Consider the following 26347-nt stretch of genomic DNA (forward strand, 5'->3'; position numbering starts at 1 on the left):
CTACTCCGGCTGGTGTTCCGGACCGCCGAAGTCCGGGCTGCTGAAGTCCGGGCTGGAGTACCGCGGCCGGTGGTCCGCGGTGGACCCCTCGCCGGGGCTGCTGAAGCCCGGCCGCCCGTACCCGAGCTGCGGCATCCGGCCGGACTGCGCCGCCGGTCCCGCGTGCAGCGCGGTCGCCGTACGCGGATCCTCCAGCGCCTCCCGCAGGAACGGCAGGATGCCGCGGTGCAGCAGGGCGTCGTGCCACGCCTCCCGGGCGCGGGCCAGATCCCCGTGGGGATCGGCGCGGCGGGCGGCCTCGGCGGACGGCCGGTTGCGCAGGGCCGTCATCAGGAGGCCGGCGGTGGCGACGAGGATCGCCACCGCCGTGACCGCGCCGAAGACCCATCCCGTGGTGAGCAGGGTCTGGGCGAACACCTGCTCCGGGGCCAGCACGCGCAGGACGTAGCCGACGAGCAGGAAGAGGGCCGCCGCGGTGCCGGCCAGGACGGGGGCCAGGACGGCGATGACGGCGACGGCGCCCGCGCCGCTCGCCTCCGCGACCTCGCCCATGGTGGCGGCGAGGTGCGCCGCGCCACCCTCCGGATCCTCGGCGCCGGTGGTGCGGGAGGCGGGTGCCGCGGCGGCCGGGGCGGGCCGGCGCAGTTCCTCGCGGACCTTCACGTAGTGCTGGTACTCGGTGGCCGCCGCGGCCGTGATGAGCGCGGTCGCGTTCAGCGCCAGGGTGCGCAGTTGTTCGGTGGTGAGCCGTTGACCGGCGTGCGCCGGCTCCGGACGCGATGGTGCGGAGCGCAGCGCCTCATCGAGGATCCGCTCGTACTCCTGGCGGTCCTCGGTCGACAAGTGCTGCGGAACGCTGTTCATGTGCATCCCCCGATGCTCCGTAGGGCTTGGGGCTCGCATGCCAACGAGCCGTCGGGCAGAAACGGAGGGGAGCCTGCTACGGATAAGCCGATGGTAGAGCCGGGACGGCGCGTGGTGACAGGGGGTTTCCGGAAATTGGGTGCCGGGACCCGCCGAATCGGCGGCGTCCCGGCCGTCGCCTTCAACGGTCAGGACCCGAGGGGAAGTTGTTGGACCAGCAGCTTTCCGGCCATCGTCACCCCGCCGTCCATGGCGATGGCGAGACCGTCCGCGTAGACGTGCGGTCCCTCGACCGCGGGCCGGGACTCCTCCTCGCCGTCCTCGGAACCGACCTCGCCGGTCAGGTACGGGATGGGGCTGTGGCCGTGGACGATGCGGGTGCCGCCGTAGGTCTCCAGCAGCGAGCGCACGGCGTCGGCGCCGCCCTCGTCACGGAAGGAGAAGCGCTTGGTCAGCTTGCGGAACAGGTCCCAGACCTCCTCCACGTCGTTGCGGGTGAGGGTCTCGCGGACGGTGTCGTTGACCTCTTCGATGGAGCGGCCGTAGTCGAGGTACGTGGTGGTGTCGGAGTGCACCAGGAGGTGGCCGTCGACCTCTTCCAGGGCGTCCAGGCGGGCCATCCACTGGAGGTGGTGGTCCTGGAGGCGGTCCATGTCGGACTTCTGGCCGCCGTTGAGCAGCCAGGCCGCCTGGAAGGTCGCGGTGCCGGCCCCGGAGTTGACGGGCGTGTCGCCGAACCGCTTCGCGCCGAGCAGCAGCAGCTCGTGGTTGCCCATCAGCGCCTTGCAGTACCCGCCGGACGCGGCCGCCTCGGCGGAGAGCCGCATCACGAGGTCGATGACGCCGATGCCGTCCGGGCCGCGGTCGGTGAAGTCGCCGAGGAACCAGAGGCGGGCGGTGCCCGCGCTCCAGTGGCCGGCCTCGTCGACGAGGCCCTTCTCGCGCAGTGCGGACTCCAGCTCGTCGAGGTAGCCGTGTACGTCGCCGACGACGAAGAGCGGGCCGGGGCCCGCGGTGGACTGGGCGGCGGGCGCGACCGCGGGGTCGACGGTCACCTGGACCGTGTCGCCGCGGCGGATGACCGGCAGGTCGCGCTGGGTCGGGGTGTAGCCGTCGGGGCGGTCCTCCTCGCCGGGAGGGACGGCGTTGCCCGGGTGTGTGCCCGAGGCGGCGTACGGAGCGGCTTCGTGGACGTAGGCGGGCACCCGGAAGTCGCGTACCGTCGCCGTCCGCTCCACCGCGGGTCCCTGACCGGCCCCCTGAGTCATCGACCCCTCCACCATCGCGCCGCATCTGCACCGCTTCGGACTGCCTGGTCGCAGCGGCCCGCGGTGTGTGGGCCCATCATAGGAATGCGGATCGCGCCGTGTGATGACCCAGGGGTGGTGAATCGGGACGGGCCTTCGGATCGCCGTGGCTTTCGCCCCGATTGGGCCGTGCTTGGCCCGGCCGGCGCCGTGGCGCGGCCGTGCCGTGTCGCCCGGCTCGCCGGGCCCGGCGCCGTTCTCCCGGATCGTGCCGAGGGCCGCGGTGGGCTCGGCACGCACCCGGAAGGGGACTAGCGACTCTCGGGTGACCGTGGCGGGCTCACCGTGGTGCGCGGCGGGCGGCGCTGCGAGGAGGTGCGCACGATCAGTTCGGTCGGTATCACCTGCTCGACCGGCTGGTCCGAGTCGAGGCCCTCGATGGCGTCGATGAGGAGCTGGACGACGGCGGTGCCGATGCGGCGGGGCTTGAGCGACAGGGTGGTGATGGGCGGCTCGGTGCTGGCGTACACGGTGGACTCGCTGCAGCAGACGAGCAGGAGGTCCTCCGGGACGCGCAGCCCGTAGCGGCGGGCGGCGGCCAGCAGGTCGGTGCCGTTGGGGTCGAAGAGCCCGTAGACGGCGTCCGGCCGGTCCGGGCGGGCGAGGAGCCGGTCGGCGGCGACGGCGCCGGCACACGGATCGTGGGCCGGGTAGGACTCGTAGACGGGATCCTGCCCGACGCGTTCGCACCAGCGCAGGTAGGCGGTGGTCGAGAGGTGGGTGTACGTGTCCGTCGTGGTGCCGGTGAGCAGTCCGATCCGCCGGGCGCCGGCGGCGGCCAGATGGTCGAGGATGCCGAGGACGGCGGCCTCGTGGTCGTTGTCGACCCAGGCGGTGACGGGGAGCGTGCCGGCCGGGCGGCCGTCGGAGACGACGGGTAAGCCCTGGCGGATCAACTCGCCCACGACCGGGTCCTGGTCGGAGGGGTCGATGACGACCGTGCCGTCCAGGGCGACGTTGGACCACACGTCGTGGCGGGAGGTCGCCGGGAGGATGACGAGGGCGTAGCCGCGGGCGAGCGCGGCGGAGGTCGCGGCCCGCGCCATCTCGGCGAAGTACGCGAACTCGGTGAAGGTGAAAGGTTCATCCCCGTACGTGGTCACGGTCAGACCGATGAGGCCGGACTTGCCGGTACGGAGTGTGCGGGCGGCGGCTGAGGGACGATAGCCGAGCCGGTCGGCGACCTCGCGGACATGGCGCCGGGTGGCGTCCGGGAGTCGCCCCTTGCCGTTGAGGGCATCGGAGACGGTCGTGATGGAGACTCCGGCGGCGGCGGCCACGTCCCTGATGCCCGCCCGACCCGGCCGGTTGCCTCGGCGTGAGGTTTCCGCGCGGCTCACCTGGTGCTTCCCTGCTGCTGTCATGGCGAGCCGATAGTAGGGCTCACACGGTGGGGTAGGGCGGGCGCATATGCACGCGTTGACAGGCACGTTTCTGCATGGTCGGAAGACCATAACAGCCTCTGAAATAAAGGAAGTTGGGGGGTCACACCCCAGTACGTTACGTGTCTGTGAGCGGCAGCCTGCCACAGCGGCGATGTTGCGAAGAGGTCTCAACTCACCTGCACGAGGGATGCGCGCCACGGCGCAAGCCACCGGCGCGTAGATATATGTGCGACGCGCCCCCCGAATCGGGCGGAAAAGACCCCTGATGCCCGTGATGCCTATGTGACGGATGAGGTGGGTCCGGGCCTATTCGCAGGGGCGCCGAATCCTCATAGGGTGAGAAGCATTCGATGCCGGTGGTGGTCACGAGGAGGACTGCGGTGAGCGAGACGAGCCCCAAGCTGCGCGCCGAACTGGAGGGGATTCCCACCTACAAGCCGGGCAAGCCCGCCGCGGCCGGTGGGCCGGTGGCCTACAAGCTGTCCTCGAACGAGAACCCCTACCCGCCGCTTCCGGGCGTGATGGAGACGGTGGCGGCCGCGGCCTCGTCGTTCAACCGCTACCCGGACATGGCCTGTACGGGGCTGATGAACGAGCTGTCCGAGCGGTTCGGGGTGCCCGTCGGCCACCTGGCCACCGGCACCGGGTCGGTCGGCGTGGCCCAGCAGCTCATCCAGGCGACCGCCGGCCCCGGCGACGAGGTGATCTACGCCTGGCGCTCCTTCGAGGCGTACCCGATCATCACGCGGATCAGCGGGGCGACGGCGGTCCAGGTGCCGCTGACCGACGGCGAGGTCCACGATCTGGACGCGATGGCGGCGGCGATCACCGACCGGACCCGGCTGATCTTCGTCTGCAACCCGAACAACCCGACCGGCACGGTGGTGCGCCGCGAGGAGCTGGAACGCTTCCTCGACCGGGTGCCGAAGGACGTGCTCGTGGTCCTCGACGAGGCGTACCGCGAGTTCATCCGCGACCCCGAGGTGCCCGACGGCGTCGAGATCTACCGGAACCGGCCCAACGTCTGCGTGCTGCGCACCTTCTCCAAGGCGTACGGTCTGGCCGGCCTCCGGGTCGGCTTCGCCATCGCCCACGAGCCGGTGGCGGCGGCACTGCGCAAGACGGCGGTGCCCTTCGGGGTGAGCCAGCTCGCCCAGGAGGCGGCGATCGCCTCGCTACGGGCCGAGGACGCGCTGATCGGACGGGTCGGTTCGCTCGTGGGCGAGCGTTCCCGGGTGGTCGCCGCGCTGCGCGCGCAGGGCTGGACGGTCCCGGAGACGCAGGCCAACTTCGTGTGGCTGCGACTGGGGGAGCGCACGGTGGACTTCGCCGAGGCGTGCGAGCGGGCCGGTGTGGTCGTGCGACCGTTCGCCGGTGAGGGGGTGCGGGTGACCGTCGGGGAGGACGAGGCCAACGACATCTTCCTGAAGGCGGCGGAGGAGTTCCGCACGCGGCTCTAGCACAGCCGGAGGGCGTCCGCCGCCCGTGGCTCGTGCCGTGACACCTCACGCCCGAACCCTGACCCGTCACCCGGGGCGCCCGACCGCCCGGGGTGACGGGTTTCACGTGGAACCAGCATGTCAGCGCACCCCATGGCCTCTGACTCAACTTTTTGTTGAACCCTCCCGGAGGGGTTGACGTCACAGGGGACCCCCCTTCCGATGGCGAAAAGCAGTAGGCCATAATTGCTTGTGAATGTGAACGCGTTCACAAGCTCGTCTGTTTGCTCCCCGGATGGTGTGATCCGCAGGGGCGCGACGGACACGCGCAAATTGCCGCGACCACGGCGATGTAAGGAGACCGACGACGTGGACATGGCTCTGGCACCCGAGACGCTGGCGCGATGGCAGTTCGGCATCACGACCGTCTACCACTTCCTGTTCGTCCCGCTGACGATCTCGCTGGCCGCGCTCACCGCCGGTCTGCAGACCGCCTGGGTCCGCACCGACAAGGAGAAGTACCTCAGGGCGACCAAGTTCTGGGGCAAGCTCTTCCTGATCAACATCGCCATGGGTGTCGTCACCGGCATCGTGCAGGAGTTCCAGTTCGGCATGAACTGGTCGGACTACTCCCGTTTCGTCGGTGACGTCTTCGGCGCCCCCCTCGCGTTCGAGGCGCTGATCGCCTTCTTCTTCGAGTCGACCTTCATCGGCCTGTGGATCTTCGGCTGGGACAAGCTCCCCAAGAAGATCCACCTCGCCTGCATCTGGATGGTCTCGATCGGCACGCTGCTCTCGGCGTACTTCATCCTGGCCGCCAACTCCTGGATGCAGCACCCCGTCGGCTACCGCTTCAACGAGGAAAAGGGCCGGGCCGAGCTGACCGACTTCTGGCTGGTGCTCACGCAGAACACCACGCTGAACCAGGTCTTCCACAGCTTCGCGGCGGCCTTCCTCACGGGTGGCGCGTTCATGGTCGGCATCGCCGCCTTCCACCTGATGCGCAAGAAGCACATCCCGGTCATGCGGACCTCGCTGCGGCTCGGTCTCGTCACCCTGACCCTGGGCGGACTGCTCACCGCGGTCAGCGGTGACACCCTCGGCAAGGTCATGTACGAGCAGCAGCCGATGAAGATGGCCGCGGCCGAGGCGCTGTGGGACGGCGAGAGCCCGGCCCCCTTCTCCGTCTTCGCCTACGGCGACGTCGACAAGGGCCACAACAAGGTGGCCCTGGAGATCCCCGGCCTGCTGTCCTTCCTGGCACACAGCGACTTCCAGTCCTACGTGCCCGGCATCAACGACACCAACAAGGCCCTCCAGGCGGAGTTCGGGCCCGGTGACTACCAGCCCATCATCCCCGTCGCGTACTGGAGCTTCCGCTGGATGATCGGCTTCGGCATGGCGTCCTTCTCCCTCGGCGTGCTGGGGCTCTGGCTCACGCGGAAGAAGTTCCTGCTGCCGTCCGCCGCCCGGACCGGGGAGGACGAGGTGCCGAACCTGGTCCTGCTGAAGAAGCCGCTCCGGCCGAAGCTCACCCGGCTGTACTGGCTGCTGGCGCTCTGGACGATGGCCTTCCCGCTGATCGCCAACTCCTGGGGCTGGATCTTCACCGAGATGGGCCGTCAGCCGTGGGTCGTCTACGGACTCTTCCAGACCCGCGACGCGGTCTCGCCCGGCGTCTCCCAGGCCGAGGTGCTCACCTCGATGACCGTCTTCACCCTGCTCTACGCCGTCCTGGCCGTCGTCGAGGTCAAGTTGCTGGTCAAGTACGTCAAGGCCGGCCCGCCGGAGCTGACCGAGGCCGACCTCAACCCGCCCACGAAGATCGGCGGCGACTCCCGTGACGCCGACAAGCCGATGGCCTTCTCGTACTAGGCCGAGGGAGCTGCACAGTCATGGAACTGCACGACGTCTGGTTCGTCCTGATCGCCGTCCTGTGGATCGGCTACTTCTTCCTGGAGGGCTTCGACTTCGGGATCGGCGTCCTCACCAAGCTGCTCGCCCGCGACCGGACCGAGAAGCGGGTGCTGATCAACACCATCGGACCCGTCTGGGACGGCAACGAGGTGTGGCTGCTCACGGCCGGCGGCGCGACCTTCGCCGCCTTCCCCGAGTGGTACGCCACGCTCTTCTCCGGCTTCTACCTGCCGCTGCTGATCATCCTGGTCAGCCTCATCATCCGGGGCGTCGCCTTCGAGTACCGGGCGAAGCGGCCCGAGGAGAACTGGCAGCGGAACTGGGAAGCGGCGATCTTCTGGACCTCGCTGATCCCGGCCTTCTTGTGGGGCGTGGCCTTCGGCAACATCGTCCGCGGGGTGAAGATCGACAGTGAGATGGAGTACGTGGGGACCTTCTGGGACCTCCTCAACCCCTACGCCCTCCTCGGCGGGCTGGTCACGCTGACGCTGTTCACTTTCCACGGGGCGGTGTTCGCCGCGCTCAAGACGGTCGGTGACATCCGGGAACGGGCCCGCGCGCTCGCCACGAAGGTCGGCCTCGTCACCGCAGTGCTCGCCCTCGGCTTCCTGCTCTGGACGCAGACCGCCGACGGGGACGCCAAGAGCCTGGTCGCCCTGGTCGTGGCCGTTGCCGCCCTGGTCGCCGCGCTGGGGGCCAACCGGGCGGGCCGGGAGGGCTGGGCCTTCTCCTTCTCCGGCGTCACCATCGTGGCCGCCGTGGCGATGCTCTTCCTGACGCTCTTCCCGAACGTCATGCCGTCCACGCTCGACGCGGACTGGAGCCTCACCGTCACCAACGCCTCCTCCAGCCCGTACACCTTGAAGATCATGACCTGGCTGGCCCTGATCGCCACTCCGGTGGTCATGCTCTACCAGGGCTGGACCTACTGGGTGTTCCGCAAGCGGATCGGTACCCAGCACATCGCCGACCCCGCGCACTGAGTCCGTGGTGGGGTGTTTCACGCGGCGTGTTCCACGTGAAACACCCCCTTCGGACGGGAGGGCATGTTTCACGTGAAACCCATCGATCCCCGTCTCCTGCGCTACGCCCGCGCCACCCGGTCCTTCCTGATCGCGGTCGTCGTCCTGGGTGCCGCGGGCGCCGGACTCGTCGTCGCCCAGGCGATGCTCATCGCCGAGATGGTGGTGGGAGCCTTCCAGGACGGTCTGGCGTCGGCCGAACTCCGTACCCCGCTGCTCCTGCTGGTCGCCGTGGCCTGCGGACGGGGGCTGGTCGGCTGGCTCACCGAACTCGCGGCACACCGGGCGAGCGTGGCGGTCAAGGCCGAACTGCGCGGACGCCTGCTGGAGCGGGCCACCGCACTCGGGCCGGGCTGGCTGAGCGGGCAGCGGACGGGATCGCTGGTCACCCTGGCGACCCGTGGGGTCGACGCCCTCGACGACTACTTCTCCCGCTACCTGCCCCAGTTGGGCCTCGCCGTCGTGGTCCCGGCGGCGGTGCTGGCGCGGATCGTGACCGAGGACTGGGTCTCGGCGGCCATCATCGTCGTCACCCTGCCGCTCATCCCGCTCTTCATGATCCTCATCGGCTGGGCCACCCAGTCCCGGATGGACCGCCAGTGGCGGCTGCTCTCGCGGCTCTCCGGTCACTTCCTGGACGTCGTCGCGGGGCTGCCGACGCTCAAGGTGTTCGGCCGGGCCAAGGCGCAGGCCGAGTCGATCAAGCGCATCACCGGCGAGTACCGTCAGGCGACCATGCGCACCCTGCGCATCGCCTTCCTCTCCTCCTTCGCGCTGGAACTGCTCGCCACGCTCTCCGTGGCCCTCGTCGCCGTGACCATCGGCATGCGGCTCGTCCACGGTGACATGTCCCTCTACGACGGACTGGTCGTGCTGGTCCTCGCCCCCGAGGCGTACCTGCCGCTGCGCCAGGTGGGCACGCAGTACCACGCGGCGGCCGAGGGCCTGGCCGCCGCCGAGGAGATCTTCGCCGTACTGGAGACGCCCGCCCCGGCGCGGGGCACCGCTCCCGTGCCCGCCGACGGCACCCTGTCCGTCGAGGGTGTGACCGTCCGCTACCCGGGCCGGGCCACGGACGCTGTGACCAACGTGAGTTTCACCGTCACCCCCGGGGAGACCGTCGCCCTGGTGGGGCCGAGCGGCGCGGGCAAGTCGACGCTGCTCGGCGTGCTGCTGGGCTTCGTCCGCCCGGCCGGGGGGCGGGTCCGCGTCGGCGGAACCGACCTCGCCGACCTCGACCCGGCCCGGTGGCACGACCGGGTCGCCTGGGTGCCGCAGAACCCGCACCTGTACGCCGGGACCATCGCCGAGAACGTACGGCTGGCCCGGCCCGACGCGGACGACACCGCCGTACGCCGGGCGCTGCGGGACGCCGGCGCCCTGGAATTCGTCGAGACGCTGCCCGACGGCACCGGCACCGTGCTCGGGGAGGGCGGGACCGGTCTCTCCGCCGGACAGCGGCAGCGGATCGCCCTGGCGCGGGCCTTCCTCGCGGACCGGCCGGTCCTGCTGCTCGACGAACCGACGGCCGCCCTGGACGGCGGGACCGAGGCAGAGGTCGTGGCCGCCGTCCGCAGACTCGCGCGGGGACGCACGGTGCTGCTCGTGGTGCACCGCCCGGCGCTGCTGGAGGTCGCCGACCGCGTGGTGCGGCTGGAGCCCCCGGCGCCGGTCCCCGCCGGCCGGCCCGGCGCCGCTCCCGTAGCGGACCGCCGCGCGGAGGAGGAGCCGGCCGCCCCCGTGCCCGCCGGGGTCCCGGACGCCCGCCTGCCCGCCGGGGCACGCGGCGGTGTCCTCGCCCGGGTGCGCGCCATGTCCGGCGCCCGGCGCGGACGGCTGGCCCTCGCGCTGCTCCTCGGCAGCCTCGCCCTGGGCAGCGCGGTCGGTCTGATGGCCACCTCCGGGTGGCTGATCTCGCGCGCATCCGAACAGCCGCCCGTGCTGTACCTGATGGTGGCCGTCACCGCGACGCGCGCCTTCGGCATCGGACGGTCGGTGTTCCGGTACAGCGAGCGGCTGGTCTCGCACGACGCCGTGCTGCGCATGCTCGCCGACACCCGGGTCGCCGTCTACCGGCGGCTGGAGCGGCTCGCCCCCGCAGGGCTGCGCCGCAGCCGCCGGGGCGACCTGCTGTCCCGGCTCGTCACCGACGTCGACGCGTTGCAGGACTACTGGCTGCGCTGGCTGCTGCCCGCCGGCACCGCCGTGGCGGTCTCCGCGGTGTCGGTCGGCTTCACGGCCTGGCTGCTGCCGGAGGCCGGCGCCGTGCTCGCGGCCGGTCTGCTGGCCGCCGGGGCCGGTGTCCCGCTGATCACTGGCGCGGTGGCGCGGCGGGCCGAGACGCGGCTGGCCCCCGCCCGCGGTGTCCTCTCCACCCGGGTCACCGACCTGCTCACCGGCACCGCCGAGCTGACCGTCGCGGGCGCCCTGCCCGCGCGGACCGCAGCGGCCCGCCGGGCCGACGCCGTGCTCACCCGCATCGCCTCCCGCGCCGCCACCGCCACCGCGCTCGGCGACGGGCTCACGGCGCTGATCTCCGGGCTGACCGTCGCGGGCGCGGCGCTCGCCGGGGCCCAGGCCGTCGCCGACGGGCGTCTGGCCGGTGTGGCGATGGCCGTCGTGGTCCTCACCCCGCTCGCCGCCTTCGAGGCCGTGCTCGGCATGCCGCTCGCCGCCCAGTACCGGCAGCGGGTGCGCCGCAGCGCCGAGCGCGTCTGCGACGTGCTGGACGCGCCCGAGCCGGTACGGGAACCGGAGCGGCCCCGGCAGGTGCCCGGCTCCCCCTTCCCGGTCGTCCTGAAGGCGCTCACCGCGCGCCATCCCGGTCAGGGCCGGGACGCCCTGGCGGGCCTGGACCTCATCCTGGAGCGGGGCCGGCGGATCGCCGTGGTCGGCCCGTCCGGTTCCGGCAAGACGACGCTGGCGCAGGTGCTGCTGCGGTTCCTCGACCCGGGCACCGGCTCCTACACGCTGGGCGGGGCCGACGCCGAGACCCTGGCCGGGGACGACGTGCGACGGCTCGTCGGACTGTGCGCGCAGGACGCGCACCTCTTCGACAGCTCGGTCCGGGAGAACCTGCTCCTGGCGCGGAAGGACGCCACCGAGGCCGAACTGCGCGACGCGCTGGCGCGGGCCCGGCTGCTGGAGTGGACCGACAGCCTGCCCGACGGGCTCGACACGCTGGTCGGCGAGCACGGGGCACGGCTGTCCGGCGGGCAGCGGCAGCGGCTGGCCCTCGCGCGGGCGCTGCTCGCCGACTTCCCCGTGCTGGTCCTCGACGAACCGGCCGAGCACCTCGACCTGCCGACGGCCGACGCGCTCACCGCCGATCTGCTGGCCGCCACCGAGGGACGCACGACCCTGCTGATCACGCACCGGCTGGCGGGTCTCGGGGCGGTGGACGAGGTCCTCGTGCTCGACGAGGGCCGGGTGGTGCAGCACGGTCCGTTCGCGGAGCTGGCCGCCGAGCCGGGTCCGCTGCGGACGATGGTCGAGCGCGAGGCGGCGGCACAGGCGGCCACCGCACCGGAACTGCCGTCGGCGGCGCGGTGACCGGCCCGCGCGGCACGAGGCGCTGACGGCGCCTCGTCCGGAACCGGGCCTCTCGCGCGGTCGTGCGGGAGGCCCCGGGGGCGGTCGTGCGGGAGGCCCCAGGGCCGGCCCGGGAGCGCGGTGCCGGCCACGGCTGGGACGGCATGCGGCCCCCTGCCCCCAGACCCGACTTTCCGGAATAAACCACCCTTACTAGGCTCGGCACATGCCCGTACCTCCGCCTGCCGGCCCGCCACCGCCCCGACCGGTCGTTCCGGTCGAACTGCTGGCGCGGGTGCCGAGACTGCTGGACGCCATGCGGTCCGTGGGCGCCGGCCTCGACCTGCGGGCCACCCTGCACCGGATCTGCGAGACCGCGGCGGGTCTGACGGACGCCCGCTACGCGGCCATCGGCGTGGTCGCCGAGGACGGCGACGGTCTCGCCGACTTCGTCCACCACGGCATCGACGAGGCCACCGCCCGGCGGATCGGACGGCTGCCCGACGGCCGCCGGGGCCTGCTCGGCGCCCTCATCCGGGACCCGGAGCCGGTCCGGCTCACGAACCTCACGGGTGACCCGCGCTCCTGCGGCTTCCCCGCGCACCATCCGCCGATGAGCGGATTCCTCGGTGTCCCGATCCGCGTGCAGGGCGAGGTCTTCGGCAACCTGCACCTCACCGACAAGCGGGACGGCGAACCGTTCACCGACTACGACCTCGCCATGGTGCGCGTGCTGGCCGCGGAGGCCGGCATCGCCATCGGCAACGCCCGGCTCCACGAGTCCGCGCGGCAACGGGAGCGCTGGATCGACGGCTCGGTCGCCGTCATCACGGCGCTGCTCTCCGGCGGTGACACCGACGACGCCCTCCAGGTCGTCGCCGAACAGGCCCGCGCGCTCTCCGGGGCGGCCCTCGGCCTCGTGCTGCTGCCCGCCGAGGCCGGCGGGATGGAGATCGCGGCCGTGGCGGCCCCCCACCCCACGGACGTCCTCGGCCGGGTCATCCCGCCGGACAACGGCATCGTCGCCGAACTCCTCGCGGGCCGCCCGGTGTTCGTGGACGACGCGGCCACCGACCCGCGCCTGCACGACGGGCCGGTGAGCGCCTTCGGCCCGATCATGCTGCTCCCGCTGTGCAGCGACGGGCGGGTCCTGGGCGGTCTGGTGATGCCCCGCGCCCGCGGTCAACGCCCCTTCACCCGGGCGGAGCGCGCCCTCGGCGACCAGTTCGCGGCGCAGGCCGCGCTGGCGCTGATGACGGCGGAGGCACAGCGCGACCGCGAACGGCTCGCCGTCTACGAGGACCGCGACCGCATCGCGCGGGACCTGCACGATCTCGTCATCCAGCGGCTGTTCGCCACGGGCATGATGCTGGAGAGCGCCCAGCGCCGGTCGGTCGTGCCGGAGGTCAGGGACGGCGTGGGCCGGGCCGTGGACGAACTGGACGTCACCATCCAGGAGATCCGCTCGGCCATCTTCGCCCTGCAACAGCCCGCGGAGTCGCCCGCGGGGCTGTCCACGCGGGTGCTGCGCGAGATCACCATGGCCGCCGTGCCGCTCGGTTTCACCCCCGCGCACCGTTTCTCGGGCCCCCTCGACGAGGCGGTCGGCGACCTCACCGGCAAGAACCTCATCGCCGCCCTGCGGGAAACCCTGTCCAACGCGTACCGGCACGCGCGGGCCACGCGCATCGACGTCGTCGTGGAGGCGGGGGTGGCCCTCCCGGACGGGCGGCCGGGGGTCCGGCTGACCGTCGCCGACGACGGCGTCGGCGTTCGCGAGGGCGGGCGGCGCAGCGGTCTGCGCAATCTGGAACGGCGGGCGGAGTCGCTCGGCGGGTCGAGCCGGCTGGGGCCGGGGCTCGCTCCCGGCGGAGGCGGGACCACGGTGCTGTGGGAGGCCCCGCACTGAACGAGGCGAGGCCGCCGCGCACCGGCGGGCGGTGGGCGGCGCTGCCCCGATCGGCCCCGGCGCCAGTGCCGCGCCGGTTCCGGAGCCGTACGGCCCCGGTGTGGGAGGCACCCGGGACCGTGCCATCGTGCCGAGCCGTCCCGGCGGTCGCGCCGTACGCCCCGGCGACCGCGCCGCGCCGCCCCCGCGGCGTCTGCCCCGCCCGAAACCCGTGACCCCCGCCGTGACCCGTGCGTGGCAACGGCCGTGCTCCGTGTGCAGCAATGATCGCCCGGCCGTACGAGCTGAACAGGGTCCCGGGCCGCCGTCCGCGCCAGGATCGCTGACATGCCCTCACCTCGCCGCCGTTCGCTGGTCGTTCCGGTGCTGCTCTGCGCGCTCGCCGTGCTCGCCGCCCGGCCCTCCGCGTCCCCGGACCCCGACGACGCGGCGGCGGAGGTGGCGCGCTTGTACGAGGCCGCGGCGGACGCGGCCCGGCAGTACGAGGACGGTCGGCGGGCGGCCGACGCACAGCGGGCGAAGGCCCGGAGCCACGAGGAACGGCTCGGCCGGCAGCGCGGTCGGAGCGCCGCCCTCCGCGAGGACCTGGGCAGGCTCGCCCGCGCCCAGTACCGCGGGGGCGGGGGGTTGCCGCTCGCGGCGGGGATGGTGCTCGCCGACGATCCCGACGCCCTGATGCGGGGTCAGCAGATCGCGCACCGGGCCGATCTGGCCGTGGACAGGGCCGTGACCGAGAGCCGGCGGGCCGAGGACCGGCTCGCCGCGGAGCAGGCCAGGGCGACGGCCGCCTGGAAGGCCCTGGAGAAGCGGAACGCGCGGCTGGCGGCGCTGAGGAAGGAGATCGAGGCGGACCTGCGCACGGCCCGGTCACGGCTGGAGGGCCGGGCGAACGCCTCGGTCACCGCGGGCTCGTGCCCCGGCGCGGCGCGGGTCGCAGGCCCGGAGCGGTCCTCGGGGCGGAACTGGGTCGTGCCGGTGGAGTCGTACGAGCTGTCGGCGTCCTTCGGCAGTGGCGGGACGCGGTGGGCGCACCGGCACACCGGGCAGGACTTCGCGGTGCCGGTGGGTACGCCGGTGCGTGCGGCCGGTGCGGGGAGCGTGGTCGCGGTCTCGTGCGGGGGCCCGTTCGGCATCCAGGTCGTGCTCCGGCACGCCGACGGCTACTACACGCAGTACGCCCACCTCGCGTCCGTCGCGGTCGACCAGGGTGACCGGGTCGGTGCCGGACAGCGGATCGGTCAGTCCGGCAGCACCGGCAACTCCACCGGCCCGCACCTGCACTTCGAGGTGCGGGTCACCCCGGAGCCGGGCTCGGCGGTGGACCCGGTGCCCTGGCTCACCTGGCGCGGGGTGTCGGTGTGAGGCGGCGGAAGGACCGTTACGGCAGATCGGCCAGCATGCGTTCGATGACGAGGGCGACGCCGTCCTCGTTGTTGGCGACCGTCTGTCCCGAGGCGGCGGCGAGGGCGGCCGGGTGGGCGTTGCCCATCGCGTAGGAACGTCCCGCCCAGGTGAGCATCTCGACGTCGTTCGGCATGTCACCGAAGGCGACGACCTCCTCGTGGGAGATGCCGCGTTCGGCACAGCACAGGGCGAGCGTGCTGGCCTTGGAGACGTCCGGGCCGCTGATCTCCAGCAGGGCGCTGGGGCTGGAGCGGGTGACGGTGGCCCGGTCGCCGATGGCGAGGCGGGCCAGCGTGAGGAAGGCGTCCGGGTCGAGCGTCGGGTGGAAGGCGAGGATCTTGAGTACCGGTTCGCCGTCGGCCCGGCTGCCGGGGGCGAGGATCTCCTCGGCCGGCGCGAGGTCGTCCGGGACCTCCAGGTGCATCCGCGGGTAGGCCGGCTCCTGGTGGAAGCCGTAGGTCTGCTCGACGGCGTACACCGTGCCGGGCGCGGCGTCCCGGAGCATCCGGACGGCGTCCAGCGCGTTCTCCCGGGCCAGTTCGCGGATTTTCACGAACCGGTGGGCGCCGGGGCCGCCGTGCAGGTCGACCACGGCGGCGCCGTTGCCGCAGATGGCGAGGCCGTGGCCGTGGACGTGCTCGCTGACGACGTCCATCCAGCGGGCGGGCCGGCCGGTGACGAAGAAGACCTCGATGCCGGCCTCCTCGGCGGCGGCCAGTGCGGAGACGGTGCGCGGGGACACCGACTTGTCGTCGCGCAGCAGGGTGCCGTCGAGGTCGGTGGCGATGAGCCGCGGGCGGAGGGGCGCGGCCTGGGTCTCGGGCTCTCGGGTCGCTGAGGTCACCCGGCCATTGTCGCGCATATGCCCGCACGATCGTGCGGGACTCCGCACATCTGTGAGCTACGGCTCTCGGGGCCGTCCCGCCCGCCGTGTCCCGGGTCACCTTGCCCGGGAATCACCGCAGATGTGCCGGGGCCTCCAGGGCGATGCGCTCGTAGACCTTCTCGTCCGCCGCGAAGTCCGACCCGGGGATCGGCCAGTGGACGACGATCTCGGTGAAGCCCAGCTCCCGGTGACGCCCGGCGAAGTCCACGAACGCCTCGACGGACTCCAGCGGCCGGGTGCGGTCCGGTGTGAAACCGGTGAGCAGGACCTTCTCGAGGTCGGCCGGGTCGCGGCCGAGCGCGGCGCAGGCGTCGCCGAGCCGTGCGATCTGGCCGCGCAGCGCCGCCACCGACTCCTCGGGGGTGCCCGCCTCGAAGAGCTTCGGGTCGCCGGTGGTCACCCACGCCTGCCCGTGGCGGGCGGCGAGCCGCATGCCGCGCGGGCCGGTGGCGGCCACCGCGAAGGGCAGTCGGGGCCGCTGCACACAGCCGGGGATGTTCCGCGCCTCGTGCGCCGAGTAGAAGTCGCCCTCGTACGAGACCGCGTCCTGGGTGAGCAGCCGGTCGAGCAGGGGCACGAACTCGGCGAAACGGTCGGCTCGTTCCCGGGGCGTCCACGGCTCCTGGCCGAGCGCGGTGGCATCGAAGCCGGTGCCGCCGGCCCCTATGCCGAGCGTGACCCGGCCCTCGGAGACGTCGTCCAGGGAGATCAGCTCCTTGGCGAGCGTCACGGGGTGCCGGAAGTTCGGCGAGGTCACGAGTGTCCCGAGGCGCAGGCGGTTCGTCACCGTCGCCGCCGCCGTGAGGGTGGGGAGGGCGCCGAACCAGGGGCCGTCGCGGAAGGTCCGCCACGACAGGTGGTCGTAGGTGTAGGCGGTGTGGAACCCGAGTTCCTCTGCCCGCCGCCAGGTCTTCTGCCCTTCGCCCCACCGGTGGATGGGGAGGATCACGGTGCTCAGGCGCATGCCGCAGACGATACGCGCCGCCGGTCGACGAGCGCGGACGTACGGTGCCGCACGTGGAGGAGCGCCACCCGGAGTGTCCCGTTTCACGTGGAACATGCGGCGACCGAGCCGGGCGTGGGCGGGCCGGGGCGGGGCCCGGACCGTGCCCGCCCCGCCCGCTCCGGAAGAGACGCACCTCACGCGATTTCTCTGCGGGAAAGGTTTGATCCACAGTAAATGCGGTTGTCCACAGGCCAGTTGGGCCTTCCTGTGGAAACTACAGCGGCGGATTCCGGCGCGCGAGCGACCGCAGCGCCCCCGGCAGGAAGCGGGAGGCGAAGTGGGCACCCCGGGCCTCCGGGGTCACCGGCACCACCGCCCGGTCGCGCACCACCGCGTCCAGGATGGCGTCGGCCACCTTCTCCGGCGGGTAGTTGCGCTTCCCGTAGAGCCGGGCGGCACGCCGCTGCCGGCGCTTCTCCTCCTCGGCGTCGACCCCGGTGAAGCGGGCGGTCGAGGTGATGCCGGTGTTGACGATGCCGGGGCAGATCGCGGAGACGCCGATCCCGCGGCCGGCCAGTTCGGCGCGGAGGCACTCGCTCAGCATCAGCACGGCCGCCTTCGAGGTGCTGTAGGCGGGCAGCGCCCGCGAGGGCTGGAAGGCGGCGGCCGAGGCGATGTTGACGATGTGACCGCCCTGGTCGCGTTCCGCCATCCGCCGGCCGAACAGGCGGCAGCCGTGGATGACGCCCCACAGGTTCACGTCGAGGACCGTGCGCCAGTCCTCCGGCGTGGTGGTGAGGAAGGAGCCCGACAGGCCGATCCCGGCGTTGTTCACCAGGATGTCGACCACCCCGTGGTCGGCGGCGACCTTCGCGTCGAGCTTCGCCATGGCCTGCTCGTCGGAGACGTCGGCGGTCTCCGCCCAGGCCCCCCGCGCACCGGCCGAGCGGGCCAGTTCCGCGGTGCGGGCCGCCGAGTCGCCATCCCGGTCGACCGCCACCACCCGCGCCCCGCAGGCGGCGAAGGCCAGCGCGGTCGCCCGCCCGATGCCGCTGCCCGCCCCGGTGACGAGCACGAGCCGGCCGCCGAAGCGGTCGGCGTGCCTCCCCCGCGCCGGCACCTCGGGGCGGCCGTCCTCCACGCCGGTGACGAACTCCTCGATCCAGTCCGCGAGCCGGTCGGGCCGGGTGCGGGGCACCCAGTGCCCGGCGGGCAGCGTGCGCCGGGTCAGCCGGGGGACCCACTCCTCCAGCCCGTCGGAGAGCCGCTCGGACAGGAAGGCGTCGTCGAGCGGCGTGACGAGCTGCACCGGCGCGTGCGCGTGGGCGTCCTCGCGGGGGCGGCGCAGGCGTTCGCGCACGTTGTCCCGGTACAGCCACGCCCCGTGGGCCGCGTCCCTCGGCAGGGAGCCGGTCGGATATCCGTCGTCCGGCACCTTCTCGACGCGCCGCAGCAGGGCGGGCCAGCCCTTGCCGAGCGGTCCGCGCCAGGCCAGCTCGGGCAGCACCGGCGTGTGCAGCAGGTAGACGTACCAGGACTTGGCGCCCTGTCCGAGGAGCTGGCCGACCCGGCGCGGGGTGGGCCGCCTGACCCGCCGGCCGATCCAGTGCCCGAAGTGGTCGAGGCTGGGCCCCGAGATCGAGGTGAAGGACGCGACACGGCCCTCGGTGCGCCGCACGGTGACGAACTCCCAGGACTGCACCGACCCCCAGTCGTGGCCGACCAGGTGCACGGGCCGGCCGGGGCTGACCGCGTCGGCCACGGCGAGGAAGTCGTCCGTCAGCTTCTCCAGCGTGAACCCGCCGCGCAGCGGGCGCGGCGCGGTGGAGCGACCGTGGCCCCGGACGTCGTAGAGCACCACGTGGAACCGGTCGGCGAGGCGGACGGCGACCTCGGACCAGACCTCCTTGCTGTCCGGGTAGCCGTGCACCAGCATCACCGTGGGGTGCTCGGGCGAGCCCAGTTCGGCGACGCACAGGTCCACCCCGCCCGTCCGCACCCGGCGCTCCCGCGCGCCCTCGAGTACCGTCATCGCTCCTCCGTCCGGTGCCGGTGCGCCGTACTCCCGCGCCCGCCCGGGGCGCCGCGCCGCCGCCCGCGGACGCGCGGACCGGCGTCACGTGACGCCGCCGAATCTCCCAGTTGTTAGACCCAACGTCAATAGGGCGGGGGTGCACCTCCCGACCCCGAGCCCCGTACCCCGGAGGAGGGGTGTCCCCTACGGGCTCCTACGACCTCAGGGGGACGCCAAGACGGCTCTCCGGGCTGACGCCCGCAGTGGCGGGCGTCACTACTGTCGTCGATGTGACTGTGATCGCGACCGAAAGCCTGAGCAAGCGGTTCCCCCGGGTGACCGCGCTCGACCGGCTCTCCGTGGACATCGGACCCGGTGTGACCGGACTCGTCGGAGCCAACGGCGCCGGCAAGTCGACCCTGATCAAGATCCTGCTGGGTCTGTCCCCCGCCACCGAGGGCCGCGCCCGCGTCCTCGGACTCGACGTCGCCACCGAGGGCGCCGCCATCCGCGAGCGGGTCGGGTACATGCCGGAGCACGACTGCCTGCCGCCCGACGTCTCGGCCACCGAGTTCGTCGTCCACATGGCGCGCATGTCCGGACTGCCGCCGGCCGCCGCCCGCGAGCGCACCGCCGACACACTGCGCCACGTCGGTCTCTACGAGGAGCGCTACCGGCCCATCGGCGGCTACTCGACCGGCATGAAGCAGCGGGTGAAGCTGGCCCAGGCCCTCGTCCACGACCCGCAACTGGTCTTCCTGGACGAGCCGACCAACGGCCTCGACCCGGTCGGCCGCGACGAGATGCTCGGCCTGATCCGCCGGGTCCACACCGACTTCGGCATCTCGGTCCTGGTCACCTCCCACCTCCTCGGCGAACTGGAGCGCACCTGCGACCACGTGGTCGTCGTCGACGGCGGCGCCCTGCTGCGCTCCAGCTCCACCACGGACTTCACCCAGACCACGACGACCCTCGCCGTCGAGGTCACCGACACCGACGAACACCCGGACGGCACCCGCGCGGTCCGCGAGGCGCTCGGCGCGCGCGGGGTCACCGTCGAGGACGGCAGCGGACTGCCGGGCGCCGGCCGCGTCCTGCTGCTCACCGCGGCGGGCGAGGAGACCTGTGACCTGGTCCGCGACGTCATCGCGGACCTCGGCCTCGGCCTGGTGCGCATGGAGCAGCGCCGCCACCACATCGCGGAGGTCTTCAAGGACGGCGACGCGACACGCAAGGAGGCCGTCGGACATGGCCGTTGACCAGCCCACCCGGACCCAGGACGCGACGCCGCCGGGGGACCAGACCCGCATCCACGACATCGGCTACCGCTCCTACGACGGCCCCCGCCTCGGCCGCGCCTACGCCCGGCGCTCGCTGTACTCGCAGTCCCTGCGCGGCGCCTACGGCCTCGGCCGCTCGGCCAAGTCGAAGGTGCTGCCGATGCTGCTGTTCGTCGTGATGTGCCTGCCCGCGGGCATCATGGTCGCCGTCACGGTCGCCACCAAGGCCGGCGAACTGCCCCTGGGCTACACCCGCTACGCGATCGTCATGCAGGCCGTGATCAGCCTCTACGTCGCCTCGCAGGCACCCCAGTCCGTCTCGCGCGACCTGCGCTTCAAGACGGTGCCGCTCTACTTCTCGCGGCCCATCGAGACCTCCGACTACGTGCGTGCCAAGTTCGCGGCGCTGGCCTCGGCACTGTTCCTGCTCACCGCGGCCCCCCTGCTGGTGCTCTACGTCGGGGCGCTCCTCGCCGAGCTCGACTTCGCCGACCAGACCAAGGGATTCGCCCAGGGGGTCGTCTCCGTGGCACTGCTCTCGCTGCTCTTCGCCGGACTCGGCCTGGTCATCGCCGCGGTCACCCCGCGCCGCGGCTTCGGCATCGCGGCCGTCATCGCCGTCCTGACCATCAGCTACGGTGCGGTCTCCACGCTCCAGGCCATCGCCTTCGTCCAGGACAGCACCTCGGCCATCGCCTGGATCGGTCTCTTCTCGCCGGTCACCCTGATCGACGGCGTGCAGTCCGCGTTCCTCGGCGCCTCCTCGACCTTCCCCGGCGGCATCGGACCGAGCACCGCGGAGGGCGTGGTCTACGTCCTCGTCACGCTGGGCCTGATCGCCGGCGCCTACGGGCTGCTGAACCGCCGCTACCAGAAGGCGGGCCTGTGACCGTGCCCGTCCTCTTCCCGCCATCCCCCCTTCTCAGGAACGGGCCGCGCCCATGAGCACCCTCACCATCGACCACGTCTCCCGCTGGTTCGGCAACGTGGTCGCCGTCAACGACGTCACCATGACGATCGGCCCCGGCGTCACCGGGCTCCTCGGGCCCAACGGCGCGGGCAAGTCCACCCTCATCAACATGATGGCCGGCTTCCTCGCCCCCTCCACCGGCACCGTCACCCTCGACGGCCGCCCGGTGTGGCGCAACGAGGACATCTACCGGCACATCGGCATCGTCCCCGAGCGGGAGGCGATGTACGACTTCCTCACCGGCCGCGAGTTCGTCCTCGCCAACGCCGAACTGCACGGACTGGGCGCCAAGGCCGCCCAGGAGGCGCTCGCCACGGTCGAGATGGAGTACGCCCAGGACCGGAAGATCGCCACGTACTCCAAGGGCATGCGCCAGCGCGTGAAGATGGCCTCCGCCCTGGTCCACCAGCCCTCGCTGCTCCTGCTGGACGAGCCGTTCAACGGCATGGACCCGCGCCAGCGCATGCAGCTCATGGAACTGCTGCGGCGGATGGGCGACGAGGGCCGCACGGTCCTGTTCTCCTCGCACATCCTCGAGGAGGTCGAGCAGCTCGCCTGGCACATCGAGGTCATCGTCGCCGGCCGGCACGCCGCCAGCGGTGACTTCCGCCGCATCCGCCGCCTGATGACGGACCGCCCGCACCGCTACCTGGTGCGTTCCAGCGACGACCGGGCCCTCGCGGCGGCGCTCATCGCGGACCCGTCGACCTCCGGCATCGAGGTCGACGTCGCCGAGGGCGCGCTGCGCATCCAGGCCGTCGACTTCGGCCGGTTCACGGCCCTGCTGCCGCGCGTCGCCCGCGACCACGGCATCCGGCTGCTCACGGTCTCGCCCTCCGACGAGTCCCTTGAGTCCGTCTTCTCGTACCTCGTCGCGGCGTAGGAGGCCGAAGAATGTACGACCCCACAGTCGCCCGGCTCACCTACCGGGCCCTGCTCGGCCGCCGCCGGGCCCTCATCCTCGGCGCGCTGCCCCTGCTGCTGCTCGTCATCGCCGTCGCGGTGCGCGTGCTCGCCGGGGCCGACGACCAGACGGCGGCGGACGTGCTGGGCGGCTTCGCGCTCGCCACCATGGTGCCGATCATCGGTGTCATCGCCGGCACCGGGGCCATCGGCCCGGAGATCGACGACGGCTCGGTGGTGTACCTGCTCTCCAAGCCGATCAAGCGCCCGACGATCATCTTCACCAAGCTGATCGTCGCCATCGCCGTCACGATGGTCTTCTCGGCCGTGCCCACCCTGGTGGCGGGCCTGATCCTCAACGGCAACGGGCAGCAGGTCGCCGTCGCCTACACCGTCGCCGCGCTGGTCGCCTCCATCGCGTACTCCGCGCTCTTCCTGCTGCTGGGCACGGTCTCCCGGCACGCGGTGGTCTTCGGACTGGTCTACGCCCTGGTCTGGGAGGCCCTGTTCGGCTCCCTGGTGCCCGGGGCGCGCACCCTGAGCGTCCAGCAGTGGTCGCTGGCGGTGGCGGAGAAGGTCTCCGGCGGGGACCTGGTGACCTCCGACGTCGGTCTGACGACCGGCACGGTGCTGCTGGTCCTGGTCACCGTGCTCGCCACCTGGTACGCGGGGCAGAAGCTGCGGACGCTGACGCTCGCCGGGGAGGAGTGAGCCCGGCCGCACCGGCCCGGCGCCACCGGTGCCGCGGGGCGAACCCGCGGTTAATCGGTGGCGTCCGGCGTGCCGCACGGGCACTGTGAGGGGTGCACGAGGCCGACGGCGTCGGCTTCGGGGACGGCCGCTTCGAGCACGCGGGACACCGCGTGGGCCGGCCCCACGGGGGACGCCGGCGCCGTCCGGGCCGTGCGCTCAGGGAGCCAGGCGCTCCAGGACGACCGCGATGCCGTCCTCGTCGTTCGAGGAGGTCACCTCGTCGGCCACCGCCCGCAGTTCGTCGTGGGCGTTGGCCATCGCCACGCCGTGGGCGGCCCACCCGAACATCGGCACGTCGTTGGGCATGTCGCCGAAGGCGATCGTGTCCGACGCCTTCAGGCCGAGGCGCCGGGCGGCCAGCGACAGGCCCGTGGCCTTCGACAGACCGAGCGGCAGCAGTTCGACGACGCCGGCACCGGCCATGGTGACCGAGACGAAACCGCCCGCGGCCTGCCGGGCCGTCTCGGCCAGCTCGTCGTCCGACAGGGTCGGGTGCTGGATGTAGATCTTGTTCAGCGGGGCGGACCACAGGTCCGCGGCGTCGGTGAAGGGCACTGCGGGCAGGCCGCCGCCCACCTCGTACCCCGGGCCGACCAGGACCTCGCCGTCCAGTCCGTCCCGGCTGGCCGCCAGGAAGAGCGGGCCGGTCTCCGCCTCGATCTTGGCCAGGGCCACCCCGGCGAGCTGCCGGTCCAGCGTGACCGAGGTCAGCAGGCGGTGCTCCCCGGCGTGGTAGACCTGCCCGCCCTGCCCGCACACGGCGAGGCCCTGGTAGCCCAGGTCGTCGAGGATGGAACGGGTCCACGGCACGGCGCGGCCGGTCACCACGATGTGCGCGGCACCCGCCGCGGTGGCCGCGGCCAGCGCCTCCCGGGTGCGCCCGGAGATCGAGTGGTCGGAGCGGAGCAGCGTGCCGTCGAGGTCGGTGGCGACCAGGCGGTACGGGAACCGGGCCCCGCCCCCGGCGTCCGTGCCGGGGGCGGGTGCGAGGCCGGTCACCTGGTCACCGGTTCCAGGACCGCGCGGCCACCCAGGTAGGGCCGCAGCGCCTCGGGCACGTGCACCGAGCCGTCGGCCTGCTGGTGGTTCTCCAGGAGGGCGACGATGGTGCGCGGGACGGCGCACAGCGTGCCGTTGAGCGTGGCCAGCGGGCGCACCTTCTTGCCCTCGCGGACGCGGATGGACAGCCGGCGGGACTGGAACTCGGTGCAGTCCGAGGTCGAGGTCAGCTCGCGGTACCGGCCCTGCGTCGGGATCCACGCCTCGCAGTCGTACTTCCGCGAGGCCGAGGAGCCCAGGTCGCCGGTGGCGACGTCGATGACGCGGAACGGCAGCTCCAGCGACGTCAGCCACTGCTTCTCCCACTCCAGCAGGCGCTGGTGCTCGGCCTGCGAGTCCTCGGGGAGGACGTAGGAGAACATCTCGACCTTGCTGAACTGGTGCACCCGGAAGATGCCCCGGGTGTCCTTGCCGTGCGAGCCCGCCTCGCGGCGGAAGCAGGGCGAGAAGCCGGCGTAGCGCAGCGGCAGGCGCTCGGCCTCCAGGATCTCGTCCATGTGGTACGAGGCGAGCGGCACCTCGGAGGTGCCGACCAGGTACAGGTCGTCGCGCTCCAGGTGGTAGACGTCCTGCGCGGCCTGGCCGAGGAAGCCGGTGCCGGCCATCGACTGCGGGCGGACCAGCGCCGGGGTCAGCATCGGGGTGAAACCGGCGGCCGTGGCCTGGGCCATCGCCGCGTTGACCAGGGCCAGCTCCAGGAGCGCGCCGACGCCGGTCAGGAAGTAGAAGCGGGAGCCGGAGACCTTGGCGCCGCGCTCCACGTCGATGGCGCCGAGGATCTGGCCCAGCTCCAGGTGGTCGCGGGGCGCGAAGCCCTCGGCGGCGAAGTCGCGGGCGGTGCCGTGCGTCTCCAGGGTGACGAAGTCCTCCTCGCCGCCGACGGGGACGTCGGGGTGGACGAGGTTGCCGAGCCGCAGCAACAGCTCCTGGGTCTCCGTGTCGGCGGCGTCGCGCTCGGCGTCGGCCGCCTTGACGTCGGTCTTGAGCTGCTCGGCCCGGCGCAGCAGCTCGGTCTTCTCCTCGCCGGTCGCCTTGCCGATGAGCTTGCCGAGGCCCTTCTGCTCGGCACGCAGCTCGTCGAAGCGCACGCCGGACGACCTGCGCCGCTCGTCGGCGGAGAGGAGGGAGTCGACGAGCGCGACGTCCTCTCCACGGGCGCGCTGGGACGCGCGCACACGGTCGGGGTCCTCACGGAGCAGGCGAAGGTCAATCACGGGGCCAAGGCTACCGGTGTGCGCCGACGGTCCACGACTCACTCGTGCCGCGACGGCCCGAGCGTTCCGATATGGGGGAATTGCGATAGCTGCTCCCCGATGTCAATAAAAAGCGGCCCAATCCCCGGAAGGAAGCAGGAGAACGGCGGTGGCTTGACTCGACTCCCTTGTGGAGAGCGGGACTTGGCGGCTCTCCGTCCACAGCGATCCACAGTCGGGAAAAGTTATCCACAGGCTGTGCGAAAGATCTGTGGACTCCGCGAGCGATCTTTCCGTTATCGGGCATCCAGGGGCGTCCGGGGCGCGGAATTCTTGATCCAAACGCCGCGCATACGCACTTTCGAGTGGAATCGGGGCGCCTTGGGGGAGGCGGGGCAAGAGACAGATGAACGAAGGGTGACCTGCGACCCTGTGGACGAAGTGGGTCCCCAGGGGCGATTTGTCGAGGGAGCGGTGCTTCCATGTCGACTTGTCCCCAGGTCGAGATGCTGACCTGTGGATAACTTCTGTGGATAACGAAAATCGGCCGGTACGACGAGTCGCCGGGGCCGTCAGAACCGGCCGTCCTGGCAGCGGGCCACCCAGTCCGCCGCCGCCGCGAACTCCTCGTCCGAGGTCCCCGGACGCAGCGCGCCCACGTCCGCCGGGGTGGTCTCCGCGCGCGGGTAGGACCCCAGGTACCGCACCTGGAGGCAGATCCGCTTCAGCCCCATCAGGGCCTCGGCGACCCGGCGGTCGGAGATGTGCCCCTCGGCGTCGACGCAGAAGCAGTAGTGCCCGATGCCGGCGCCGGTCGGCCGGGACTGGAGCAGCATCAGGTTGATGCCCCGGGTGGCGAACTCGCCCAGCAGGTCGCGCAGCCCGCCGGGGTGGTCGTCGCGCTGCCAGATCACCACCGAGGTCTTGTCGGCGCCGGTCGGCGCGGCGGGCCGCGCGGGGCGTCCCACCAGCACGAACCGGGTCTGGGCGTTCTCCGCGTCGTGGATGTCGGACTCCAGCACCTCCAGCCCGTACGGGCCCGCGGCGAACTCGCCGGCGAAGGCGGCGTCGTACCGGCCCTCCTGGACCAGGCGGGCGCCGTCGGCGTTGGACGCGGCCGACTCCCAGGCGGCCTCGGGCAGGTGCGCCTTGAGCCAGTTGCGCACCTGGGGCTGGGCGGCCGGGTGGGCCGTCACCGTCTTGATGTCCGACAGGCGGGTGCCGGGGCGGACCAGCAGCGCGAAGGTGATCGAGAGCAGCACCTCGCGGTAGATCATCAGGGGCCGCCCGGACACCAGCTCGTCGAGCGTGGTGGTGATGCCGCCCTCCACGGAGTTCTCGATCGGCACGAACGCCGCCTCCGCCTCCCCGGAGCGGACCGCGTCGAGCGCGGACTGGACGGAGACGTAGGGGACCAGTTCCCGGGTGGCCGCCTCCGGAAGTGTGCGCAGGGCGACTTCGGTGAAGGTGCCTTCGGGACCGAGATACGCGTAGCTGGCTGGCATGAACTCACCCTAATGGGCCCGGGACGGCCCGGCGCACGGCCGCGGGAGCGCTCACCCCTG

19 protein-coding genes are annotated in these 26347 nt (G+C 72.5%); 10 read left to right on the forward strand and 9 right to left on the reverse strand.

What is annotated here, in order from left to right; all coding sequences use genetic code 11:
* From VM636_RS15525 to VM636_RS15535, 3 genes are all read right to left on the reverse strand, one after another.
* Positions 1-870, reverse strand: coding sequence for a membrane protein (locus tag VM636_RS15525; protein ID WP_030420093.1), 870 nt, complete (start codon positions 868-870; stop codon positions 1-3).
* Positions 871-1052: 182 nt separating this feature from the next.
* Positions 1053-2147, reverse strand: a complete 1095-nt coding sequence (locus VM636_RS15530; RefSeq protein WP_078855888.1) for a metallophosphoesterase — start codon at positions 2145-2147, stop codon at positions 1053-1055.
* Positions 2148-2422: 275 nt separating this feature from the next.
* Complete coding sequence (locus tag VM636_RS15535; RefSeq protein ID WP_078855889.1) at positions 2423-3535, reverse strand: LacI family DNA-binding transcriptional regulator; 1113 nt, start codon at positions 3533-3535, stop codon at positions 2423-2425.
* 401 nt (positions 3536-3936) lie between these two features.
* Here VM636_RS15535 and hisC point away from each other — a divergent pair, with 401 nt between their 5' ends.
* The 6 genes from hisC (at position 3937) to VM636_RS15565 (ending at position 14736) form a co-directional block, all read left to right on the forward strand.
* Positions 3937-5016, forward strand: a complete 1080-nt coding sequence (gene hisC / locus VM636_RS15540) for a histidinol-phosphate transaminase (protein WP_053913051.1) — start codon at positions 3937-3939, stop codon at positions 5014-5016.
* A gap of 348 nt (positions 5017-5364) precedes the next feature.
* Entirely contained in the window at positions 5365-6870 is a 1506-nt protein-coding gene (locus VM636_RS15545; protein ID WP_030420097.1) for a cytochrome ubiquinol oxidase subunit I, read from the forward strand.
* Between the two features lie 20 nt (positions 6871-6890).
* Positions 6891-7895: a cytochrome d ubiquinol oxidase subunit II gene (cydB, locus tag VM636_RS15550; protein ID WP_030420098.1), complete on the forward strand. Its 1005-nt coding sequence runs from the start codon at positions 6891-6893 to the stop codon at positions 7893-7895.
* A gap of 63 nt (positions 7896-7958) precedes the next feature.
* Complete coding sequence (gene cydD / locus VM636_RS15555) at positions 7959-11486, forward strand: thiol reductant ABC exporter subunit CydD (protein ID WP_234340379.1); 3528 nt, start codon at positions 7959-7961, stop codon at positions 11484-11486.
* 205 nt (positions 11487-11691) lie between these two features.
* The gene (locus VM636_RS15560) at positions 11692-13374 is read left to right on the forward strand and encodes a GAF domain-containing protein (RefSeq protein WP_338484870.1); all 1683 of its coding nucleotides are present in this window, start codon (positions 11692-11694) and stop codon (positions 13372-13374) included.
* 327 nt (positions 13375-13701) lie between these two features.
* Positions 13702-14736: a M23 family metallopeptidase gene (locus tag VM636_RS15565; RefSeq protein WP_053913053.1), complete on the forward strand. Its 1035-nt coding sequence runs from the start codon at positions 13702-13704 to the stop codon at positions 14734-14736.
* Positions 14737-14752: 16 nt separating this feature from the next.
* Here VM636_RS15565 and VM636_RS15570 read toward each other — a convergent pair whose 3' ends face one another.
* The 3 genes from VM636_RS15570 to VM636_RS15580 form a co-directional block, all read right to left on the reverse strand.
* Positions 14753-15640: a Cof-type HAD-IIB family hydrolase gene (locus tag VM636_RS15570; protein WP_199825452.1), complete on the reverse strand. Its 888-nt coding sequence runs from the start codon at positions 15638-15640 to the stop codon at positions 14753-14755.
* 94 nt (positions 15641-15734) lie between these two features.
* Complete coding sequence (locus VM636_RS15575) at positions 15735-16628, reverse strand: LLM class flavin-dependent oxidoreductase (protein ID WP_030420103.1); 894 nt, start codon at positions 16626-16628, stop codon at positions 15735-15737.
* A gap of 256 nt (positions 16629-16884) precedes the next feature.
* Positions 16885-18642: an SDR family oxidoreductase gene (locus VM636_RS15580; RefSeq protein WP_053913054.1), complete on the reverse strand. Its 1758-nt coding sequence runs from the start codon at positions 18640-18642 to the stop codon at positions 16885-16887.
* Between the two features lie 278 nt (positions 18643-18920).
* Between VM636_RS15580 and VM636_RS15585 the strand changes: the two genes are divergently transcribed.
* Genes VM636_RS15585 through VM636_RS15600 form a run of 4 tightly spaced genes read left to right on the forward strand, consistent with a single transcriptional unit; the run spans position 18921 to position 22488 of the window.
* Entirely contained in the window at positions 18921-19883 is a 963-nt protein-coding gene (locus VM636_RS15585; RefSeq protein ID WP_053913055.1) for an ABC transporter ATP-binding protein, read from the forward strand.
* Complete coding sequence (locus VM636_RS15590) at positions 19873-20793, forward strand: ABC transporter permease (RefSeq protein ID WP_030420106.1); 921 nt, start codon at positions 19873-19875, stop codon at positions 20791-20793. Before VM636_RS15585 ends, VM636_RS15590 begins: the two co-directional genes overlap by 11 nt.
* Before the next feature lie 52 nt (positions 20794-20845).
* Positions 20846-21757, forward strand: coding sequence for an ABC transporter ATP-binding protein (locus VM636_RS15595; protein ID WP_030420107.1), 912 nt, complete (start codon positions 20846-20848; stop codon positions 21755-21757).
* An 11-nt stretch (positions 21758-21768) separates the two neighbouring features.
* Positions 21769-22488, forward strand: a complete 720-nt coding sequence (locus VM636_RS15600; RefSeq protein ID WP_053913056.1) for an ABC transporter permease — start codon at positions 21769-21771, stop codon at positions 22486-22488.
* Between the two features lie 198 nt (positions 22489-22686).
* On the opposite strand, the gene VM636_RS15605 is transcribed toward VM636_RS15600, so the two are convergent.
* From VM636_RS15605 to pheA, 3 genes are all read right to left on the reverse strand, one after another.
* Positions 22687-23529: an HAD family hydrolase gene (locus VM636_RS15605; RefSeq protein WP_338484876.1), complete on the reverse strand. Its 843-nt coding sequence runs from the start codon at positions 23527-23529 to the stop codon at positions 22687-22689.
* On the reverse strand, positions 23526-24803 hold the full coding sequence (gene serS / locus VM636_RS15610) for a serine--tRNA ligase (RefSeq protein WP_037858090.1): 1278 nt from the start codon (positions 24801-24803) through the stop codon (positions 23526-23528). Before serS ends, VM636_RS15605 begins: the two co-directional genes overlap by 4 nt.
* A gap of 551 nt (positions 24804-25354) precedes the next feature.
* Positions 25355-26287 (reverse strand): prephenate dehydratase, encoded by a 933-nt coding sequence (gene pheA, locus VM636_RS15615; RefSeq protein ID WP_030420111.1) that lies wholly within the window; start codon positions 26285-26287, stop codon positions 25355-25357.
* Positions 26288-26347 lie beyond the last annotated feature (60 nt).

This window comes from Streptomyces sp. SCSIO 75703 (genome assembly GCF_036607905.1).
In the GTDB taxonomy this organism is placed as follows: Bacteria; Actinomycetota; Actinomycetes; order Streptomycetales; family Streptomycetaceae; genus Streptomyces.

Bases quoted from the DNA above. Each gene is read 5' to 3' on its own strand.
- VM636_RS15560 (WP_338484870.1), top strand. From the start codon at position 11,692: ATGCCCGTACCTCCGCCTGCCGGCCCGCCACCGCCCCGACCGGTCGTT.
- VM636_RS15580 (WP_053913054.1), bottom strand. From the start codon at position 18,642: ATGACGGTACTCGAGGGCGCGCGGGAGCGCCGGGTGCGGACGGGCGGG.
- VM636_RS15600 (WP_053913056.1), top strand. From the start codon at position 21,769: ATGTACGACCCCACAGTCGCCCGGCTCACCTACCGGGCCCTGCTCGGC.
- cydB (WP_030420098.1), top strand. From the start codon at position 6,891: ATGGAACTGCACGACGTCTGGTTCGTCCTGATCGCCGTCCTGTGGATC.
- VM636_RS15525 (WP_030420093.1), bottom strand. From the start codon at position 870: ATGCACATGAACAGCGTTCCGCAGCACTTGTCGACCGAGGACCGCCAG.
- VM636_RS15570 (WP_199825452.1), bottom strand. From the start codon at position 15,640: ATGCGCGACAATGGCCGGGTGACCTCAGCGACCCGAGAGCCCGAGACC.
- VM636_RS15535 (WP_078855889.1), bottom strand. From the start codon at position 3,535: ATGACAGCAGCAGGGAAGCACCAGGTGAGCCGCGCGGAAACCTCACGC.
- VM636_RS15575 (WP_030420103.1), bottom strand. From the start codon at position 16,628: ATGCGCCTGAGCACCGTGATCCTCCCCATCCACCGGTGGGGCGAAGGG.
- VM636_RS15565 (WP_053913053.1), top strand. From the start codon at position 13,702: ATGCCCTCACCTCGCCGCCGTTCGCTGGTCGTTCCGGTGCTGCTCTGC.
- VM636_RS15590 (WP_030420106.1), top strand. From the start codon at position 19,873: ATGGCCGTTGACCAGCCCACCCGGACCCAGGACGCGACGCCGCCGGGG.
- VM636_RS15595 (WP_030420107.1), top strand. From the start codon at position 20,846: ATGAGCACCCTCACCATCGACCACGTCTCCCGCTGGTTCGGCAACGTG.
- pheA (WP_030420111.1), bottom strand. From the start codon at position 26,287: ATGCCAGCCAGCTACGCGTATCTCGGTCCCGAAGGCACCTTCACCGAA.
- VM636_RS15530 (WP_078855888.1), bottom strand. From the start codon at position 2,147: ATGGTGGAGGGGTCGATGACTCAGGGGGCCGGTCAGGGACCCGCGGTG.
- cydD (WP_234340379.1), top strand. From the start codon at position 7,959: ATGTTTCACGTGAAACCCATCGATCCCCGTCTCCTGCGCTACGCCCGC.